Raw genomic sequence first — 18076 nt, forward strand, 5'->3', positions numbered from 1 at the left:
CTTGGCCAGTAGGAGGAGGATGTACGCAGGCCTGGGGCGTGCGCTCTGTCCTGACGCGTCCTGCGCGGAAATCTCGATATGCACACTACCAAAAACATATGTATATACATATATACTTAGCAGTTGTTTCTCTACGTCATACAGACCCTCAGGAGTCGCAGAAGCACCCTACGAACGGATTCTTAGCTCCACTTCTGCCCAAAGTCTGATTGTGCTTCCAACACTGGCTGCTGGAAAATTCAGGCACTGCGATGAGTTTGTCGCAGGGTATTGAAGGAGATAGCGATGAAGCGTAATTTGGTAATCAATAGCGAAATCACTACGGCATTGAACCGGGCAACAAGTCCCACACCGGGCCAAGGAGACGGCTGGCCAAGCAAAACCGGGGAAGATTCTGGTGGCGGCCGCTGGAACAATCCGCCAAGGAAGTAACTTTTCTTGGTCGACACTGGCGAGCATTCCGCGTTGGTGACCTACCAGTGATCGAAAGAGTCGATTGCGGCAGGGCCCCCAATGTTGTGCATCCATAGCAGTGTCAATGCGACACCCCCGAAAATCCAGCCATCTCGAGTTGGGCCGTGATCGAACGGCTGAGCCATCGAAAGCAGGTATGGAGCGCAGACAGGTTGGCGGTATTTGTGAAAAAGCCAGTGGTGGTGATGCACCGGGCAATGGTGCTGCAGTGCGATCGCCTTGACTCAAGCGTATGAGCGCGCGAGGGGGTGAAAACTCCGTGCTAATCGACAGTATCCAACGTATGCTCGGCTACATGGCCATACCTGATTACCAAACCTGCATGCTTCCGTTCCTTCGCCACTTAGGAGATGGAAAAGAACATTCTTTAAGGGACACAGAAGAGGCGCTTGCTGAGCACTTCAACCTAACCCCTGCCGAGAGAGCTGAACTTCTGCCAAGTGGACAACAAGGAATTTTTAAAAACCGTATTGGCTGGGCAAGGACATACCTAAAAAAGGCCGCTCTGATCGAAGCTCCGAAGCGAGCCGTTTTCAAAATTACAGAGCGCGGCCTGCAGACTTTGGCATCAAATCCAAAAAGAATTGACGCAAGATTTCTAGAGCAATGGCCCGAGTTCATTGAATTTAGGGATATATCCAGAGCCAGTATATTACAAGAGCAGCCTGTTGATTTACCAATAACAACAACGACTCCTGAAGAAACTATCGAGAACGCCTATCAAGGATTAAGAGAGCAACTTGCTCAAGAGCTGCTGGCAAAAATTTTGTCTTGTTCACCGACGTTCTTCGAACAGCTTGTCGTCGAGCTTCTCGTAAAAATGGGCTATGGCGGATCGCGCCGAGATGCTGGCGAGCGAATTGGTCAAACTGGAGACGGTGGTATTGACGGAATTATCAAAGAGGACCGGCTTGGTCTTGATACGATCTTTATTCAAGCTAAACGTTGGCAGGGATCGGTTGGCAGGCCAGAAATTCAAAAATTTGTTGGCGCATTGCAAGGTCAGCGTGCACGCAAAGGCGTTTTTATTACAACCTCTTATTATACGACTGATGCGATAGATTACGTGACACGTATTGATACGAAGGTGGTTCTCATAGACGGTAAGCAATTATCCGGGTTAATGATTGATTTCGATATTGGTGTTTCGGTCGCATCTTCATTTGTTGTCAAACGCATTGATTCAGATTATTTCGAGGAAAGTTAATACTTGTTTATGTAGCGAATCCCGTCAACCCGCATTCTCCAGCGATCAAGCGTCAGATAAATTTGGCTAATGCTGGCGAATACATGGAGCATTAGACATACGGCTGCAGTGGTCGTTTCCATGTGCTCCGTAGTGCTTCAAACCCAACGCCAGCTTATCAAGCATTCCTTCCCCCTCTGCCTCTCTCAATATATATATATATCATCTAATTTTCTTTTCGATCGCACCTAGATAGCGCCTTCGTCACTTTCAACTTCTACAGGTCGTGTACGTTCGGCTTGCAACGGTCGCAACAAATTTTCGGTGAGGACTGACTTTGAAATGAGGCCCATGCTCGTGTGGACCGTACTCCGCATGAGCATGGCCTCAATCCATAACATGGTGCAGCACAGAAGCTATATATATATATATATATATAGATGTATAGCTGCGGCTTTGCTTTCGGTATATCCCAGCTAAACGAATACGCAGAAGCGAACAGTCAAGATGTCTGTGGGTTTCCATACGCGAATTCCGTGGCCGCTGGGACAGTCAGCACCAGAAATAGCTAGCTCAGGCCTTTAATGGTAAGCATCTCGCGCCAGTGATGTTGCCAGTGCTCGAAAGACTCCACGGCCCATTGCGATGGGCTTGCAGCACCTACATATTTTTCGGTAGCAATAACATCGGCGCAACGCCATAAATCAGCCATGGCAAGTACCGCCGTGAATCTACGTGCAACATAAAACTGAGCGAATAGCAGCTGCTCACCTGATTGACCTAGAAATTGTTCCGCTCCCAGCTGTGCAAGCGCCTGCAGAAACGGTTCAAAACGCTTTTGAGCGGGGAAAATGCTGCCGCTGCACCAACGGATGAACGTTGCATCACTGGGGAACTGAGGTTCAGCGCACAGATCAGCTACTGCATCTTTCAACTTAGCCAGTGACCCCAGACAAGCAAAATGCTGAAAGTGCCTCAACATGGTTTGACCAGGCTTCGCTGGCGACCCGATCAGCATATTCCTGAAAGAGCCACAGATACCTTGCGAAGCGATCGCTATCCCATTGGTCAGGCTCACTTTAGCCAGAATCGACATCTGCAACTCTAACCATGCTTTTAATCTGGGAGCCAGGGTCTGCTCCATTGATTTCGCCCTAGCAAGCTCGTCTAAAGCTCCGTGACGCCAGAAAATTGAAATTGCACCCGTATCCGTGACCTCACTGGCGACATCAGAAAATTGCCAGCGGCAAGGACTGTATTGGCCTTGGCACAGGCTGGCTCAAGCTCCACGTACGCTTTGGAAAAAGCCGAAAAAGGCTCTGTCTGACCCAGCACGAACCAATTCCAGGCTCCCAATTGCTCGACCTGGCGAAGGGCGGTGTTATCACCATCGAGCGCATGCAGCAAGGACTGTGACTGCTGCAATGCCAGTTGATCGCTGGAACCCATTTTCGTGATCATCGCTCTCATTTTCAAAGCATCGGGAACAGTGTCTTGACGACGCACATTGCGCATCAAAGTCCCAATCCTTGGGCAGTCTTCCAAGTCCCGCCAAGGAACCTCTTCGAGCTTCATTTCCCATTCAATGCTCGGAAGGAAAAGGCCAGAGAAGCCAACCTTCGCTGGCCTGCCTTTCATAAACAATGCCCTCAAAAGGATTTCCTTCACAACTGGCCATATAGCCAATGAAACCTGCGTGCTGGCTATGCACGAAAGCACGGTCAACCCAGCAGCCTGCCTACATCAGGCTCATCCGAAAGCTCTTCACCAATCCAGCTTACGTGCGCAGCGAATTTCACCTTCGAGTGTATGCAAGAGACTCACTGGAAAAGCAATCAACTTGAATCTTCACCTTGAGGCGCAACAGCCACAAGCTTGAACAATGGCAACGAATCACCAACATGCCCAACATCGGGTCCAAACTCCCCAGAAAACAACCGGGGAGGGGTTACCTGATGTACACCAAACTTAACAAACTCAGGAGGGCGTGCATCGTGCGCCAGCGCAGCGGTAGCCGGTGGCGAAGGTCGTAGGAAGTCATCAATCACGCGCTGGTAAGTGGCCACGGCCTGGCGGGAAAGCTGGGTCAATCGGGCAATGGCGGTCTGGGTGATCTTTTCGCCTCTGGCGTGCAGGGCGGCGCAGGCGGTGCGCACACTGTCGCCCGTCTTCCTGGTGCGTTCGCTGTGGGTGCGTTCGGCAGCCAGGCGCTGCCGCTGTACCAAAGAAAGCGAGGGATCGAGCTGCATCACACCGCGATTGCAGCGCCCATCGCCCGTGTAGCGGTCCCACGTCCAGCGGGCCACACTTTTGACCGTGTAGCGCAGCGCGGAGACGGCCAGGTTGCCCTTGGAAACGCCGGTTTTGGGGTCCAGGAAGCCGCGACGCTCGAAATCGTTGATCTGGTGGGCGTAATCTTCGAGACGCCGCGAGAAGGACTCGAAACTGCCCCTGTCTCGCTCGATGTTGACCACGCTATACGCAAAGAAGCGCAGCTGCTCAAACAGCGTCACTGCACGGGAATGCATCACCGGCAGCAGATCCGGCCCTTTGCTGAACCGCGGCTTCTCGGCGGGGATATCGAAGTACTCGTGAAGTTCACCCAGGCTGTATTCATGGGGATGCAGCTCTGCGGTATGCCACCAAGCATGGCCTGGAGTTTTGCACACCGGCCCTCCGTGATAGTCCGGGTCGGCATCCAGCAAGCGCGCCATCTCGCCATAGATGGCCTTCATGTAGCGGATCGGATGCGACCTGGCCTTGGCAGAGGTACAGACGGGATCAATGGCGTACAGCAGGTGAAAACTGCTGACGCTGCCGTTCTTGCCGCTCGATACGATCAAATTCGGCGCCGGCAGTCCTACCCTCTCCCAGCGATAGATATCTCCGTGATCGCAGTCGAACACCAGCCAGCTCACGAAGTTCGGGCGGTTGATCTGCATATACGGCCAGCGAATGGCGTATTCGACCGGCCGCGACAAGGTGGCGCTCTTGTTGTCGCTGACGCGCGGGTAATAAGCCGCTTCGGCCAGCACGCGGCCCAATGCAGTAGCCGGTGCTTCGTAGCGTTGTCTTAACGTGTTTTCAAGTACGGCTGTCGCTGTCATGGTCCCATAGCGCACATCCCATAGGGACGCGCGCACGCTTGCGCGCAGGGTTCAGGACACGTACAATAAAAGCATTCCAAGGCGCTTCATTGCGTTGGTAAGTGTCCACCCGTCAAAGTGTTCACTCACCTTGTGTCCCGGCCCCGCCCGGTTTCACTGTCAAAGCCCGCTCGTCAAAGCGGGCTTTGTCTTTTCTGATCGTCCAGTTTTCTACTGTCTGGTCAGCACTCTCCTGTTCTTGACTTACTCATCTGCCTCGGCGCCACCGCCTTGTTGCGGCCGCATTGTCCTAGGCACCCAATCACCGGTTTCTACGGTAAAGCGTGTAATGCCGTAGCTCTGCAAAACACTTGCTACGCCATCCAGGCTTTGAAAATAGCGCAAACCGCCACGCGCAGCCCCGAGCACGCGCTCGTTCACTCCGGCGCGCAGAACAATCACTAGCCCTTTGTCGTCGGGTTCCACGCGGGCATCCGAAACCACGCCGGCGACGACGAGTTCCTTCAGGATCCGCGGCAAAACCACGCTTGCAGTTGTTGTCAACATCGTTTTTATACCCTATTGTACGATCAAAGGCAACAATATTAAAAATTGTCGCGATTTTACACGCTTCATACGTGCTCGGCCTCGCGTCATGAAGATCCTAGATTGCATATCGTTATATATATACTTACTTATATAGGTATATATATACCTATTTTTGCCTGAAGAGCATTTCAAGCGCCTCAACGACGATGTCCTTCTCGGTCACTCGCCGACCCTTGTCCCGGGTACGGGCCTGCGCTTCGTCACGCAAGCGGTCTGCCAAATCTTCGGGAAAATTGAAGATCTTTTGCACCCTGCCTCTGCGTGGCGCAGCTGTTTCCTCTTCCAGCGCCGCGATGGGAGCAGGGGCTACCACCACAGGCGATCTGGCTAAATTTTCCGCCTTGTCAGCTTGGCCACCTTCCAAAAAAGCCGTCGGATCCTTGGGCGTCTTGAACTGGGAGGTGTTGGGTTTTCCCTTCATGCTCATGCCGTCACCTCGCGGAAAAATGCTTCCATCTCGGCGATCGCCGCCTGATCACGTCCCAACTCTTTCACGCTCGCTCCCTCACCGATGGCACGACGAAACGCCACGCGCTCGCACACCTTCGTGGTCAGAACCCTCAGTTTCTGTTCCGTCAAAAATTCCAGCATTTCCGCTGCGTCCTTGGTTCTTGGATCAACCCGGGTAAGCAGCACGCGCACGTCCAGGTCTGGGTTGTAATCACGCGCCAGTTCGACAACTTCGAGCAAGTCGGTCATGGCGGCGGCATCCAGATTGCTCGCCCCAACGGGGATCACGGCGCGCTGGGCCAGCAGCAGGGCAGAGCGCAAGCCCACGGAATCACGGCCGCCGGCATCGACCACCACATGGTCAAAACCCGTGGCCAGCTGCTTGCCCTCGGAGAGGATTGCCTTGCCTGCCAAGCAGGTCGTCGTGGGAGTAGGGCCGCTGCTGTACTCCGAATCCCGGCGCCATGCGGCCCAGCTCGCTGCCGATGCCTGCGGGTCACCGTCAATCAAAAGCGTGCTGCCTTGACGAGCCAACATCACGGCCAAATGCACAGCAGTAGTTGTCTTGCCCACGCCGCCCTTGGTGTTCACACACGCGAAGATCATGCCTTCTCCTAGATATGTATATATACCGATTTATCCGCACCGACAGTTGACCATCGGCCATCGGAAGCCCTCAGGCATCAAGTATATATATACATACCTAGAAACGCACCATTGCGATGATCTTTTCTAGGCAATACGTAGCTTAAGGTTCGCAGTCCGAAAAATATACACAAATTTCGGACAAGATGAATTGCAAGTTGTCCGAAAAATGTATATAAATAACGGACACTATGTCTGATCTCAAATCGCAAGTCACTGCCATCGTTCGATCGGGTGGCCCCAACACCGTTTGGGTCCCCAGCGATTTTGCTTGCCTGGGAAACCGTGCCGCGGTCGACAAGACGCTGCAGCGCTTGGTGCAAAGCGGTGCGTTGCGGCGCATCGAGCGCGGCCTCTATGACCGACCGGGCATGAACAGTCTCACCAAGCGACCGACCCGACCGGACTACCGTGCCGTGGTCGATGCCATTGCGCGCCGCGATCAACTGCGTCTGCTGGTTGACGGTATGACGGCCGCCAATGATCTTGGCCTGACCGATGCCGTGCCCGCGCGCGTCACGATCCATACGGATGCGCGACGGCGCAGCATCAAGCTGGACCAGCTCGCCATTGATTTCAAGCACACCGCGCCAAGTCGACTGTATTGGGCTGGCAGGCCTGCAATGCGCGTGGTGCAGGCGCTGCATTGGCTCAAGGACACATTGGCTACAGACCGGCAACGCGTCCTGGACAAGCTGACCAAGGTGCTGGTAGACCCTCAGTATGGCGACGCTATACGCAACGACCTCTTGGAGGGCTTCGCCCTGCTTCCAGCCTGGATGCAAAGCGTGGTGCGCGAATTGCCAGGATGTGACCCTGCTACGGCCATCGTTCAGCCGTTGACCCAGTCGAAGAAGATGAAGACCGCTCTCCCCGTCCGCAAAGCAGCATTGAAGGAGAGCTCAATTGAAAGCTGATTTCCAAACGGTCATCGCCGCGTCGGATGCCGACCGGCTCGGCCTATTCCTGGCTACCGCCGCGCGCCTTGGCACCCCGGTGCAGAACGTCGAAAAAGATTTCTGGGTCTGCTGGACACTGGATGCCTTGTTCAATGGACTGCCCGCCGGCGGTCCACGGCTGCTGTTCAAAGGCGGCACATCGCTCTCTAAAGCCTTTGGACTCATCTCCCGATTTTCGGAAGACATCGACATCACGGTCTTCCGCGAAGACCTTGGCCAGCCTGTCGAGGCCGCCGACCTCGATGTCCTCACTGGCAAGAAGCGCCGTGCCAAACTGGATGACATCCGCGATGCCTGCCAGGCCTATATAACGGCACCGTTCACCCCCCAGCTGTATGAACTGGCCGCGCAATCCATGTCTAAGGGGAGCTTCAAGATAGAGGCCGATGAGGACGACAAGGATGGGCAGACCGTACTGTTTTGGTACCCTACAGTCACTGGGGCAGAAAGCGACTACATCCGAGCGGCGGTCAAGATCGAGGCAGGCGCCAAATCCGCACTCGACCCCCACATACCGGCCACAGTGACGCCGTATGTGGCGCAGGATCTGCCCGACCTGGACCTGCATATCGGCAATGTGACCACCGTCAAACCAGAGCGGACGTTCTGGGACAAGATCATGATCCTGCATGGCCTGCGCCAGTGGCACGAAAACCGCGGCGTGCTGCGTCACGGCGGACAGCGGGTTTCACGCCACTACTATGACATTTACCGTCTCGCGCAGGCCAAGGACATCGCGGATTGGCAAGCTGACAAAGCACTGGCCGAGGACTGCGCCACCCATGCCAGGCTGTTTTTCGGCAGCCCGGATCTGGGCCTGGATACCGCAACTGCTGGAAGCTTCACGCTGAGTCCCAGCGAAGAAATGCGTGACGCGCTCATCAAGGACTACGCCGCCATGTCAGGGATGATTTTTGGCGAGGTTCCCACGCTGGACGACGTTTTGGCCAAGGTTGCCGATGTCGAGCAAGTGCTGAACAGCACTACATAAGCGTTTCTCCTGGGCAACTCTCTCCACGGCAGCATTTCGCTGCACGCCCACCCTACCATGGTGCTTTAGGCCATGTTTGCGGCGAAGAGTACCTAAAGGGTGCTCTATTGTTTACCGGATAAGAGGTTAAACGACACACACCACAATGACTTTACGCAGGGTTTGATAAACTGGGCTAGCACGATGCGCACCTCGTGACCAATGGTCGCCCCACATCAAATCGACTTTTGCACGCCGCGTAGCAAACGCAGGCCATTGAACACGACCAGCAGGCTCGCACCCATGTCTGCAAAGACGGCCATCCACATCGTCGCGCTGCCGAACACGGCCAGCACGAAGAACACAGCTTTGATGCTGAGTGCCAGCACGATGTTCTGCCAGAGCACCGCATAGGTCTTCTTCGACAGGCGGATGGTTTCGGGCACCTTGCGCAGGTCATCGTTCATGATGAGCACGTCGGCCGCTTCCTTGGCGGTGTCGGTGCCGGCAGCGCCCATCGAGAACCCGATGTCGGCGGCAGCAAGCGAAGGGCTGTCGTTGACGCCATCGCCCACCATGCCGACATGCCGGCCCTGGCCGCGCAGCTCGGCCACCACTTTCTGCTTATCCTCAGGCAGCAGGCCGGCGCGCACGTCCTCGATGCCGACCTGCTTGGCAATGGCATTTGCGGTGGTAGCGTTGTCGCCGGTCAGCATGATCGGCCGCACGCCAAGCGCTAGCAGCTCAGCGACCGCCTGCCTGCTGGTCTCCTTGGTCGTGTCGGCTACGGCAAAAAGCGCCAGGGCGTGCTGCTCGTCCGCCAGCACCGAGAGCGTGCGCCCTTGCGCTTCATGTTCCAACATCAGCGCCTCGAGCTCCGGCGTGCACTGGCCGCGTTCGTGCAGCCAGCGGTGGTTGCCGAGGATATAGGCCCGGCCTTCGATGGAACCATGGACGCCCTTGCCAAGCTCGGCCCCGAAATCCACGACATCGGCTGTCGGACCCGGCAAGCCCGCAGCGACCGCCTTGGAGACTGGGTGGTCCGAGCGCGCCGCCAGGCTGCGCGCGATGCGCAGGATCGCTTCCTCGGATACGTCGTTTGCCAGCACACGCTGGGCGACCAGTTTTGGCTTGCCCTGGGTGAGCGTTCCGGTCTTGTCCAGGCCCAGCGCTGTGAGCTTGCGTGCCTGCTCGAGATAGACGCCACCCTTGACAAGGATGCCGCGGCGCGCGGCTGCTGCCAGGCCACTGACGACCGTGACAGGCGTGGAAATGACCAGCGCACAGGGACAGGCGATGACCAGCAGAACCAGCGCCTTGTAGACCGCATCCAGCCAGGCCCAGCCGGCCAGCAGCGGGAAGCCGACTGCCACGCCGATGGCCAGCAGGAATACGGCTGGCGTGTAGACGGCGGCAAAGCGGTCCACGATGCGCTGCGTCGGTGCGCGCTGACCCTGCGCCTCTTCGACGGCATGGATAATGCGCGCCAGCACGGTGTCGCCGGCAGGCTTGGTCACTTCAAATTCCAGCGAACCGCTCTGGTTGATGGTGCCGGCAAAGACATCATCACCTGGGGCTTTGTCCACGGGAATGCTTTCGCCGGTGACCGGTGACTGGTCAACTGCGCCATTGCCTTTCGTGACGCGACCGTCCAGAGCAAAGCGCTCGCCGGGCTTCACCCGCGCCACTGCGCCGACAGAAACAGCCTCGGCGTCGGTCAGTGTCCAGCTACCGTCGGGCTGGCGAACCTCGGCCTGCGGCGGAGACAGTGCCAGCAGTCCAGCAATGGCGTTGCGTGCGCGCTCGACCGACCGCGCCTCAATGAGCTCGGCCAAGGCATATAGCGCCATGACCATGGCGGCCTCCGGCCACTGGCCGATAACGAACGCGCCGATCACCGCCACGCTCATGAGCGCGTTGATATTGAGCTGGCCATTGCGCAGTGCCGACAGGCCCTTCTTGAAGACCGACAGGCCGGACAGCGCAATGGCCCCGGCGGCAACCACCATGCCAGCCACATGCCATGGCAAGGTGTCCGGAAAAGCCAGGTGAAATATCTCGGCGATGACCGCCACCACCAGGGCGGCGATAAGCCGCACCAGTTCCACCCTCTGCGCCTTCGCAGTGTCAGCCGCCGCCGGCGGCACCGTCAGGGGCTCCGGATTAAAGCCCAGCCGGCGGATGGCAGCAGTGACGGTGTCCCAGGTATCGGCCGGTGCTTCCACGGTCAGCGCGCGCGCCGGCAGGTCAAAGCGCAGCCGCTTCACCTGCGGAAAAGCTTCCATCGCGCGCCGAATCTGGCCTTCTTCGACCGCGCAGTCCATCTCGGGAATGCGCAGCAGCAAGGCCCCTGCAGGGACGGCCGGCGCGGGAGCGATGGCAGGGGATGACGCCTTGGACGCGCGCCCAGTGAAAGAGATGGTCGCCGCAGGGCTGGAAGTGCCGCAGCAAGCGTTTGGCGCGGCCCGGCTTCCCGGCGGTTCAGTGGCGAACCCCAGCTGGGTCACTGCAGCCCGCGCCGCTTCCCAGGTCGGCACCGAGGCCCGGAATCGAATGGTCTGCTGCGCAAGGTCGAACGCCAGGTCGGTCACCCCAGGCAGGCTTTCCAGCGCAGCCCGGACCGGCCGCACTTCATTGGCACAGCACATTGCCGGCACGCGCAGCGAGCGCTCCGGCTCCTGGGGCATGGAGGGTGAACAGCAGCCGCCGCAATCGGCAGGCGACGAACTGGCGACAGGTGAAGATTCAGAGGAGTGCATAGTCGTCTTGGTTTTGTTGAAGCTATTGGAATCCCTGTACCCACTACAGAGTCAACCACCCCTTTCGCCAACATTGACACTGCACGGATTTCCCGGAAAATCCTGTAGCCACTCCAGAATCACACCATTCGAATCCTCTGGGGGCCATTAATGAAAATAGGTGAACTTTCCGCTGCCGCTGCCACGCAGATAGAGACTATCCGCTACTACGAACGCGAGGGCTTGCTGCCCGCCCCGGCGCGCACCCAAGGCAACTTCCGGTCATATGAGAACGCGCATCTGGAGCGACTGCAGTTCATCCGGTATTGCCGGGGCCTGGACATGTCGCTGGACGAAGTGCGCGTGCTGCTGAAGGTCAAGGATGACCCCTTGTCCGACTGCGGGGACGTCAACGTCTTGCTGGACCAGCATATCGGGCATGTCACGACCCGCATCAAGGAGTTGCGCCTGTTGGAGCGGCAGCTCAAGGAATTGCGCCAGCGCTGCTGCGACGAGCGGTATTCGCAGCAGTGCGGCATCCTGGCCGGCCTCAACGAGGCCGCGTCGAAGCCTCTAGTGCCCGCAACCGATACGCGGCATCTGCGCTCGGTGCACGGGCACTAGAGGCGGCAGGGACCGCAAGACACCACCGACTTTTCGCTGGGCACTGAGGATATCAATCCTGCAGCGAGCGCAGGCGCGCAGCACGCTCCTGAGGTGTCTCGGACATCAGCGCACCGACCACCTGCTCGCGCGTCAGGCCCGAGGTGCTGGGTTTGACGGCGGGTTCACCGCTTTCGGTGACGTGGCCCATGTCGCCATTGCGCAGGGCCTGGCTGGTTTCGGCGCGCACCTGCTCGCGTGTCTTGCTGCTCTGGTAATGCTCGGGGTGCACGGTCACACCCGCCTGGTTGTTGGCGGGGTGGTAGTAGCCGCTGGCTGCGGCCAGGCCAGGCAGGGCCAGGGCGGCGGCCAAGGCGGCGCTGGCAGTCAGGGAAACAAAAGCGGAACGGCGGATGGCGGTCATTGGAAATTCCTTGCAGTGTGGTTGAAGCGGCTTCCCGCCACCGCATTGCAGTGATCAGTGCAGTGGCCAGAGAAGATGGCTTGACTGTAGAAATCCTGTGCCGACACCACGCCAACGGGAATATGACAATTCAGTCATCTGCCAACCCGGACGGTCATGCGGCTGCGCCCGGTCCCAGTCGCATACCGATGCGCGTGCTGCCGCCGGACGACTCGGCAAATGCCTCGCCACCGTGCATGCGCGCAATGGCGGCGACGATGGCCAGGCCCAGGCCATGGTTGCGGTCGGCATGCGAGCGTGCGGGATCGGCCCGGTAGAACCGGTCGAACAGCCGCGGCAAATGTTCCGCAGTCACAGCCGCCCCCTGGTTGGTCACAGTCATCTCCACCCCACCCTGCGCCAACGGCCTGATGCCGATATCGACACGTGAGCCAGGCAGGGCATAGCGGGTGGCATTGCCCAGCAGGTTGGACAGCGCCCGGCGCACCAGTGGCGCGTCCACACTCGCACCGGCATCTCCCTGCACCTCGGTGCGCAGGTTCGCTTCCTGCAACGCGGCCTCGTGGAACTCGACCACCTCGGCCGCCAGCAACGCCAGGCTGGGCTGCAGCACACGCCGAGCCGGCAGGCCCCGCTCGGCGTTGGAGAGGAACAGCATGTCGCTCACGACGCCGGCCATGCGATGCAGCTCCTCCAGGTTCGACGACAGCACCTCGCACAGCTCCGCCGTGCTGCGCGGGCGGCGCAGCGCCAGTTCGCAGCTGCTGATCAGGGTGGCCAGCGGCGTGTTCAGCTCATGCGCGACATCGGCGTTGAACGACTCCATCTGCTGGTACGCGACATCCAGCCGGTTCAGCAGCGCGTTGAACTGGGCAATCAGCGGCTGCAGCTCCTGGGCCTGCTCGCTGCCGTCGAGCCGGCGGTCCATGCGCAGTGCGTTGACCCGACGCGTCTGCTCCACCAGCTTGTGCAGTGGCGACAGGCCCAATCCCACCAGCCAGAAACCTCCGGCCGATACCGCTGCCGCGCCGCCCAGTGCGGCCAGGGCCAATGTCCAGGCCAGCCGCGCAAGCAGTGCCTCATCGCTGTCGCGGTTGAGCAGCAGCGCGGCCTGCGCGGCGGTTTCCCCGGCTGCGCTGCCTTCGGGCATGCTGATGGTGAAGTCCACGCGCTTGCTGCCGCTGTGCGCAGGATGTGCCCGGGTCGTCTCATAGATCAGGTCGCCTCGCGCGTCAGTCAGGCGCAACGAAAGCTCGTCATGGCCTGTCAGGAAGTCATTGAGCAGATGGCGCACGCTTGCCAGGTCGTGCGCGCCGCGGCCCTCGGTCAGCAGGTGCTGTACGGAAATCTGCTTTTGCCGCAGCATATCGTCCTGCCGCACGGAAAGCGTCCACGCGATGACGATATACACCGCCACGCAAACCAGCCCCAGGCCCAGCATAGCCTGCAGGGCCAGCCAGCGCGACAGCCGCGCGCGCAGGCTGCCTTCCACCAGCAGGCGCTTCATGGGACGCGCGGCTCCAGCACATAGCCCATGCCCCGCACCGTGTGCAGCAGTGGGGCAGCGAAGGGTTGGTCCAGCTTGCCGCGCAGCCGGCGGATGGCCACCTCGACCACGTTGGTCTCGCTATCGAAGTTCATATCCCACACCTGCTCGGCCAGCTCGGTGCGCGACAGCACCTCCCCCTGGCGGCGCAGCAGCAGGCTCAGCAGATTGAACTCCTTGGCTGTCAGGTCCAGGCGCTGGCCGGCACGCACGGCTTTGCGGCGGATCAGATCCAGCTCCAGGTCGGCCATGCGCAGCACCGTGGCCTCGCCCATGCCGCGCGGTCCCTGCGCGCGGCGCAGCAGCACCTGGATGCGCGCCACCAGTTCCGAGAAGGCAAAGGGCTTGACCAGATAGTCGTCGGCACCGCTTTGCAGGCCCTGCACGCGGTCTTCCACCTGCGCGCGCGCCGTGAGCATGAGCACCGGTGTCTGCCGCGTCTGGCGCAGCGCGGCGAGCACGGCCAGCCCATCAATGCCCGGCAGCATGCGGTCCAGAACGATCAGGTCGTAGTCGGTTTCGCTTGCCATATGCAGGCCATCCACACCGTTGTGCGCCACATCGACCACATAGCCTTCCTCGCCCAGCCCCTTGCGCAGGTACTCCGAAAGCTTGATCTCATCCTCCACCAGCAATAGTTTCATCCCCGCATTCTGGCGCCACGTCCGCAGCACGGAGATTACAAATTTGTCATCGGCGCGACGGCTTTTCGTCGGTCATGGCCGCATACAGTCAGCACAGGCCCATTTCTCAATCTGCGAGTGCTCGTCATTCATCCTCGCTATACTCGCGCTCCATGCATCGACTCGTGCTGGTCTTCCTGTTGGTTTTGCTTCCGGTCCAATGGACCTGGGCGGCAGCGGCCAGCATTTGCCGGCACGAAAGCGGCGCGGCAAGCCAGCATTTCGGCCACCATGAACACCAACACGAGGTGGGCATGAAGGGCGGCGCCGAGGTGCAAAAACTCTCGGAGACGGGCACCCAGCTGTCCGATCTCGCTCATGACGACTGCGCCAGTTGCCATGGCACCGCCCCGGCCCTGACGGCACTGCAGAGGGCGCCGGCACTGCACCATCCCCCGCTCCAGGGCGCCACGCCTTATCTGCGCGTTGTCACTGCAGGCATACCCGAGCGCCTGATCCGTCCTCCTCACGCCAGTTTCTCCTGATCTGCGGCAGGCAGCCGGCTGCGCGCCCTTGCGCGGCCGCCGTGCGCCTGTCTTCATTCGGACGAAACCGCGGCAGCTCCTGATGCCGCCCATGAGGACAACATGCTTTCTTTTTCCAGACCCCACCCTGGGGTCAAGGGCCTGCGCGTGCATGCGTGGGCCGCGGTGGCGCTGAGCCTTGCCGCCATACCCGGGCTTGCCCAGCCCATGTCTGAACCGGCAACCGCAGCGCCATCGCCAATAGCTGCCGCGCCGGCACCACCGGCACCGGCGCTCACCACCTTGCGCCAGGCTTTTGACGCTGCCTGGGCGCGCCAGCCGGAGGCGGCAAGCGCCGCGCAATACCGCAATGCCGCCCAGGGCCGCCAATCGATCGCCAATGGCTGGACGCCTGAGCCGCCAGCGCTGGAGCTGGCCACCAAGACCGACCGCTGGCACCGTGACGAAGGCAGCGCCGAGCTGGAGGTCGGCGTCGCCGTGCCGCTGTGGCTGCCTGGCGAGCGTGGCCGCGCGCAGGCGCTGGCCCAGGCCGAATTCGATGCACTCGACACGCGCCAGGCCGCGGCGCGCCTGCGCCTGGCGGGCGCCTTGCGCGAGGCCTGGTGGCAGCTGCAGCGCGCGCAGCTCGACGTCGCCCAGGCCCAAGCCCGGCAGGGCAGCGCGGCCCAGCTGGCCGCGGATGTGGCCCGCCGCGTCAAGGCCGGTGAACTGGCCCGCGCCGATCAGCACCAGGCCGATGGCGCGGTAGCCGCGGCCGAGGCCGAGCTGGCCGAAAGCCAGGCCCAGCGGGCCGTGCATGAGCAGACGCTGCGCACGCTGGTGGCCCAGCCCGTGGGCGCACAAAGCGAAGCGCCCGAGGCATTGCCGCCGGGCGCATTGGTGGACGCCTCCAGCCATGCCCAGGCCGACGCGCTGGCTGCCGAGCATCCCGCGCTGCGCGAAGCCCAAGCCAGGCTGCAGGTGGCCGAGCGTGCGCAGCAACTGGCCGTGGCGCAAACGCGCGCCAATCCCGAACTGACCGTGGCCACCACGCGCGAGCGGGGAGCGCGCGGCGAACGCTACGCCCGCACGGTCACGGTGGGCGTGCGCATCCCGTTGGGCTCCAGCGGCGTGCGCCTGAGCAGGGCCGCCACCGCCGCCGCCGAGCTGCTGGCGGCACAGAACCAGCTGGAGCTGGAGCGTCTGCGCATTGCCGGCGAGGTGGCCAGCGCCCGCGCCCGGCTGACCGGCGCGCGCACGGCCGCCGAGGCCGCCGAGCGCCGCGCGACGCTGGCGCGCGAAACCCAGGCGTTTATCGGCAAGGCGTTCCGCGCTGGCGAAATTGACCTTCCCAACCGCCTGCGCGTGGAGCTGGAGGCGGCCGATGCCGAGCGCCAGTCCGCCATTGCCCGGCTGTACATCAACCAGGCGCTCTCCTCCCTGCACCAGGCCCTGGGCCTGCTTCCGCAATGAAACCGGCCCCCATGACGCGCACCCCTTTCCGCATCCCCTCCATGACCCACTTCTTTTCCCCATCGCCGCGCGCGCTGTGCGCCGGCCTGTCCATGGCAGCGGCGCTGCTGCTCTGCGCTCCCGCGCAGGCCGATGAAGGCCATGACCATGGCGAAGTGCCGGCGGCGGCCAGCGGCCCGGCGCTGCCCCGCTTCAGCGCAAGCTCGGAGCTGTTCGAGCTGGTCGGTGTGCTCGATGGCAAGCAACTGACCCTGTACCTCGACCATGCACCTACCAACGCCCCGGTGAAGGATGCAACCCTGGAGCTGGAAATCGGCAACCACAAACTGCAGCCCCAGGCACATGGCGAGGGACAGTTCGAAGCCACGCTCGAGCAGCCTCTGCCCGAAGGCCTATCGCCCGTCACGGCCACGGTGACCGCCAGCAACGACAGCGATCTGCTGGCCGGCGAGCTCGACATCCACGGCGACACGCATGCCGAAGCCCGCCATGCCCATGGCTGGAAGGAATATGCCCTCTGGGGCCTCGGCGGCATCGCCGTCCTCGCCCTGGCGGTGGCCGCCCTTCGCCTGGCGCGCAAGAAGGCAGGTGCCGCATGAAGCTGCGCACCCTGGCCCATCCCTTCCATTTCCTCCATTTCCGCCCGATGAACCTGCGCCTTTGCACGCTGGCCGGCCTGCTCGCCGCTGCCCTCCTCGTCAACTCGCCGGTCCTGGCCGATGAAGGCCATGACCATGGCGATGCACCCGCCGCAACGAATGCCAACGGCCCGCAGCGCCTGCCCGACGGCAGCGTGTTCCTGCCCAAGCCGGCCCAACGCCAGATGGCGATTCGCACCGCTCCAGGCGCGCAGCGCTCGCTGCCGCGCGCGGTGGAGCTCAATGGCCTGGTCTTGATGGACCCGAATGCCGGTGGCAAGGTGCAGGCCATGGTGGCCGGCCGCCTGCAGGCCGGCCCGCGCGGCCTGCCCGCCATTGGCCAGGCCGTGCGCAAGGGCGAGCTGCTGGCCTATGTGCAGCCGGCCACCAGCAGCCTCGAACGCTCGGGCCAGCAGGCCCAGCTGGCCGAACTGCGCGCCGCCCGGCAACTGGCCGAAAAGCGCCTGGCACGCCTGCGCGATCTGGCCGATACCGTTCCGCGCCGCGAGATCGAGGCGCTCGAAAGCGAAGTCGCGAGCCTGGGCGAACGCGCGCGCGCCGTCGGCACGGGGCTCGAGGGCCGCGACGCACTGGTGGCCTCGGCCTCCGGTGTGATCTCCGCGTCCCATGCCGTGGCCGGCCAAGTGGTCGATGCGCGTGAGCTGGTATTCGAGATCGTCGATACCCAGCGCCTGCGCGTCGAGGCCCTGGCCTATGACACCGCGCTGGCCCAGGACGTGGCCGGCGCCTACCTGACCACCGATGGCGGCCAGCGCGTGGCGCTGACGCTGGTCGGTGCGGCGCGCAGCCTGCGCGAGCAGGCCCTGCCGATCCAGTTCCGCGCGCAAGGCGAGGGCTTGGGCCAGCTGGCCATCGGCCAGCCGGTACGGGTGGTCGTGCAGACGCGCAGCGAAGTCACGGGCGTGGCCGTGCCGGCCGCGGCACTGGTCAAGAATCCATCCAACCAGACGATTGTCTGGGTGAAGACGGCGGCAGAACGCTTCGAGCCCCGCGTGGTGACCACCGCGCCGCTGGACGGCGCATCGGTCAGCGTGACCACAGGCCTCCAGGGGGGCGAGCGCATCGTCACCGAGAGCGCCAGCCTGATCAACCAAGTCCGCTGAGGAG

18 protein-coding genes are annotated in these 18076 nt (G+C 61.3%); 8 read left to right on the top strand and 10 right to left on the bottom strand.

The features are described from left to right. The first annotated feature begins 769 nt into the window (after nucleotides 1-769). On the top strand, nucleotides 770-1681 hold the full coding sequence (locus tag M9799_RS20080; protein WP_263726274.1) for a restriction endonuclease: 912 nt from the start codon (nucleotides 770-772) through the stop codon (nucleotides 1679-1681). A gap of 547 nt (nucleotides 1682-2228) precedes the next feature. Here M9799_RS20080 and M9799_RS20085 read toward each other — a convergent pair. The 6 genes from M9799_RS20085 to M9799_RS20110 form a co-directional block, all read right to left on the bottom strand. Then, the gene (locus tag M9799_RS20085) at nucleotides 2229-2804 is read right to left on the bottom strand and encodes a hypothetical protein (protein WP_231045068.1); all 576 of its coding nucleotides are present in this window, start codon (nucleotides 2802-2804) and stop codon (nucleotides 2229-2231) included. Between the two features lie 23 nt (nucleotides 2805-2827). Beyond that, the gene (locus M9799_RS20090; RefSeq protein ID WP_231045069.1) at nucleotides 2828-3235 is read right to left on the bottom strand and encodes a hypothetical protein; all 408 of its coding nucleotides are present in this window, start codon (nucleotides 3233-3235) and stop codon (nucleotides 2828-2830) included. 260 nt (nucleotides 3236-3495) lie between these two features. Further along, complete coding sequence (locus tag M9799_RS20095; RefSeq protein ID WP_231045070.1) at nucleotides 3496-4767, bottom strand: replication initiation protein; 1272 nt, start codon at nucleotides 4765-4767, stop codon at nucleotides 3496-3498. Nucleotides 4768-5010: 243 nt separating this feature from the next. Beyond that, nucleotides 5011-5313, bottom strand: a complete 303-nt coding sequence (gene parC, locus M9799_RS20100) for a ParC family partition-associated protein (protein WP_231045071.1) — start codon at nucleotides 5311-5313, stop codon at nucleotides 5011-5013. Between the two features lie 148 nt (nucleotides 5314-5461). Continuing rightward, nucleotides 5462-5782, bottom strand: coding sequence for a hypothetical protein (locus tag M9799_RS20105; protein WP_231045072.1), 321 nt, complete (start codon nucleotides 5780-5782; stop codon nucleotides 5462-5464). Beyond that, nucleotides 5779-6411, bottom strand: a complete 633-nt coding sequence (locus tag M9799_RS20110) for a ParA family protein (protein ID WP_231045073.1) — start codon at nucleotides 6409-6411, stop codon at nucleotides 5779-5781. Before M9799_RS20110 ends, M9799_RS20105 begins: the two co-directional genes overlap by 4 nt. Before the next feature lie 230 nt (nucleotides 6412-6641). Here M9799_RS20110 and M9799_RS20115 point away from each other — a divergent pair, with 230 nt between their 5' ends. Then, complete coding sequence (locus tag M9799_RS20115) at nucleotides 6642-7367, top strand: DUF6088 family protein (RefSeq protein ID WP_231045074.1); 726 nt, start codon at nucleotides 6642-6644, stop codon at nucleotides 7365-7367. After that, nucleotides 7357-8400: a nucleotidyl transferase AbiEii/AbiGii toxin family protein gene (locus M9799_RS20120; protein ID WP_231045075.1), complete on the top strand. Its 1044-nt coding sequence runs from the start codon at nucleotides 7357-7359 to the stop codon at nucleotides 8398-8400. Before M9799_RS20115 ends, M9799_RS20120 begins: the two co-directional genes overlap by 11 nt. Nucleotides 8401-8615: 215 nt before the next feature. Here M9799_RS20120 and M9799_RS20125 read toward each other — a convergent pair whose 3' ends face one another. Further along, nucleotides 8616-11066, bottom strand: coding sequence for a heavy metal translocating P-type ATPase (locus tag M9799_RS20125; RefSeq protein WP_231045076.1), 2451 nt, complete (start codon nucleotides 11064-11066; stop codon nucleotides 8616-8618). 222 nt (nucleotides 11067-11288) lie between these two features. On the opposite strand from M9799_RS20125, the gene cadR reads away from it, so the two are divergent. Continuing rightward, nucleotides 11289-11741: a Cd(II)/Pb(II)-responsive transcriptional regulator gene (gene cadR / locus M9799_RS20130; protein WP_231045077.1), complete on the top strand. Its 453-nt coding sequence runs from the start codon at nucleotides 11289-11291 to the stop codon at nucleotides 11739-11741. 52 nt (nucleotides 11742-11793) lie between these two features. Here the strand turns inward: cadR and M9799_RS20135 are convergent, their stop codons facing one another. The 3 genes from M9799_RS20135 to M9799_RS20145 form a co-directional block, all read right to left on the bottom strand. Then, nucleotides 11794-12144, bottom strand: a complete 351-nt coding sequence (locus M9799_RS20135; RefSeq protein WP_231045078.1) for a DUF4148 domain-containing protein — start codon at nucleotides 12142-12144, stop codon at nucleotides 11794-11796. Nucleotides 12145-12298: 154 nt separating this feature from the next. Further along, nucleotides 12299-13651 (bottom strand): heavy metal sensor histidine kinase, encoded by a 1353-nt coding sequence (locus M9799_RS20140; protein ID WP_231045079.1) that lies wholly within the window; start codon nucleotides 13649-13651, stop codon nucleotides 12299-12301. After that, nucleotides 13648-14334, bottom strand: coding sequence for a heavy metal response regulator transcription factor (locus M9799_RS20145; protein ID WP_231045080.1), 687 nt, complete (start codon nucleotides 14332-14334; stop codon nucleotides 13648-13650). The genes M9799_RS20140 and M9799_RS20145 overlap by 4 nt, the downstream gene beginning before the upstream one ends. Before the next feature lie 152 nt (nucleotides 14335-14486). On the opposite strand from M9799_RS20145, the gene M9799_RS20150 reads away from it, so the two are divergent. The 4 genes from M9799_RS20150 (at nucleotide 14487) to M9799_RS20165 (ending at nucleotide 18072) form a co-directional block, all read left to right on the top strand. Beyond that, nucleotides 14487-14858 (top strand): hypothetical protein, encoded by a 372-nt coding sequence (locus M9799_RS20150; RefSeq protein ID WP_231045081.1) that lies wholly within the window; start codon nucleotides 14487-14489, stop codon nucleotides 14856-14858. Nucleotides 14859-14960: 102 nt separating this feature from the next. Next, nucleotides 14961-16310: a TolC family protein gene (locus M9799_RS20155; RefSeq protein WP_231045082.1), complete on the top strand. Its 1350-nt coding sequence runs from the start codon at nucleotides 14961-14963 to the stop codon at nucleotides 16308-16310. An 11-nt stretch (nucleotides 16311-16321) separates the two neighbouring features. Continuing rightward, nucleotides 16322-16909 (top strand): hypothetical protein, encoded by a 588-nt coding sequence (locus M9799_RS20160; RefSeq protein WP_231045083.1) that lies wholly within the window; start codon nucleotides 16322-16324, stop codon nucleotides 16907-16909. A gap of 47 nt (nucleotides 16910-16956) precedes the next feature. Further along, on the top strand, nucleotides 16957-18072 hold the full coding sequence (locus M9799_RS20165) for an efflux RND transporter periplasmic adaptor subunit (RefSeq protein ID WP_231045144.1): 1116 nt from the start codon (nucleotides 16957-16959) through the stop codon (nucleotides 18070-18072). The last annotated feature ends 4 nt before the right edge of the window (nucleotides 18073-18076 follow it).

This window comes from Comamonas endophytica (genome assembly GCF_023634805.2).
Lineage (GTDB): Bacteria > Pseudomonadota > Gammaproteobacteria > Burkholderiales > Burkholderiaceae_C > Comamonas > Comamonas endophytica.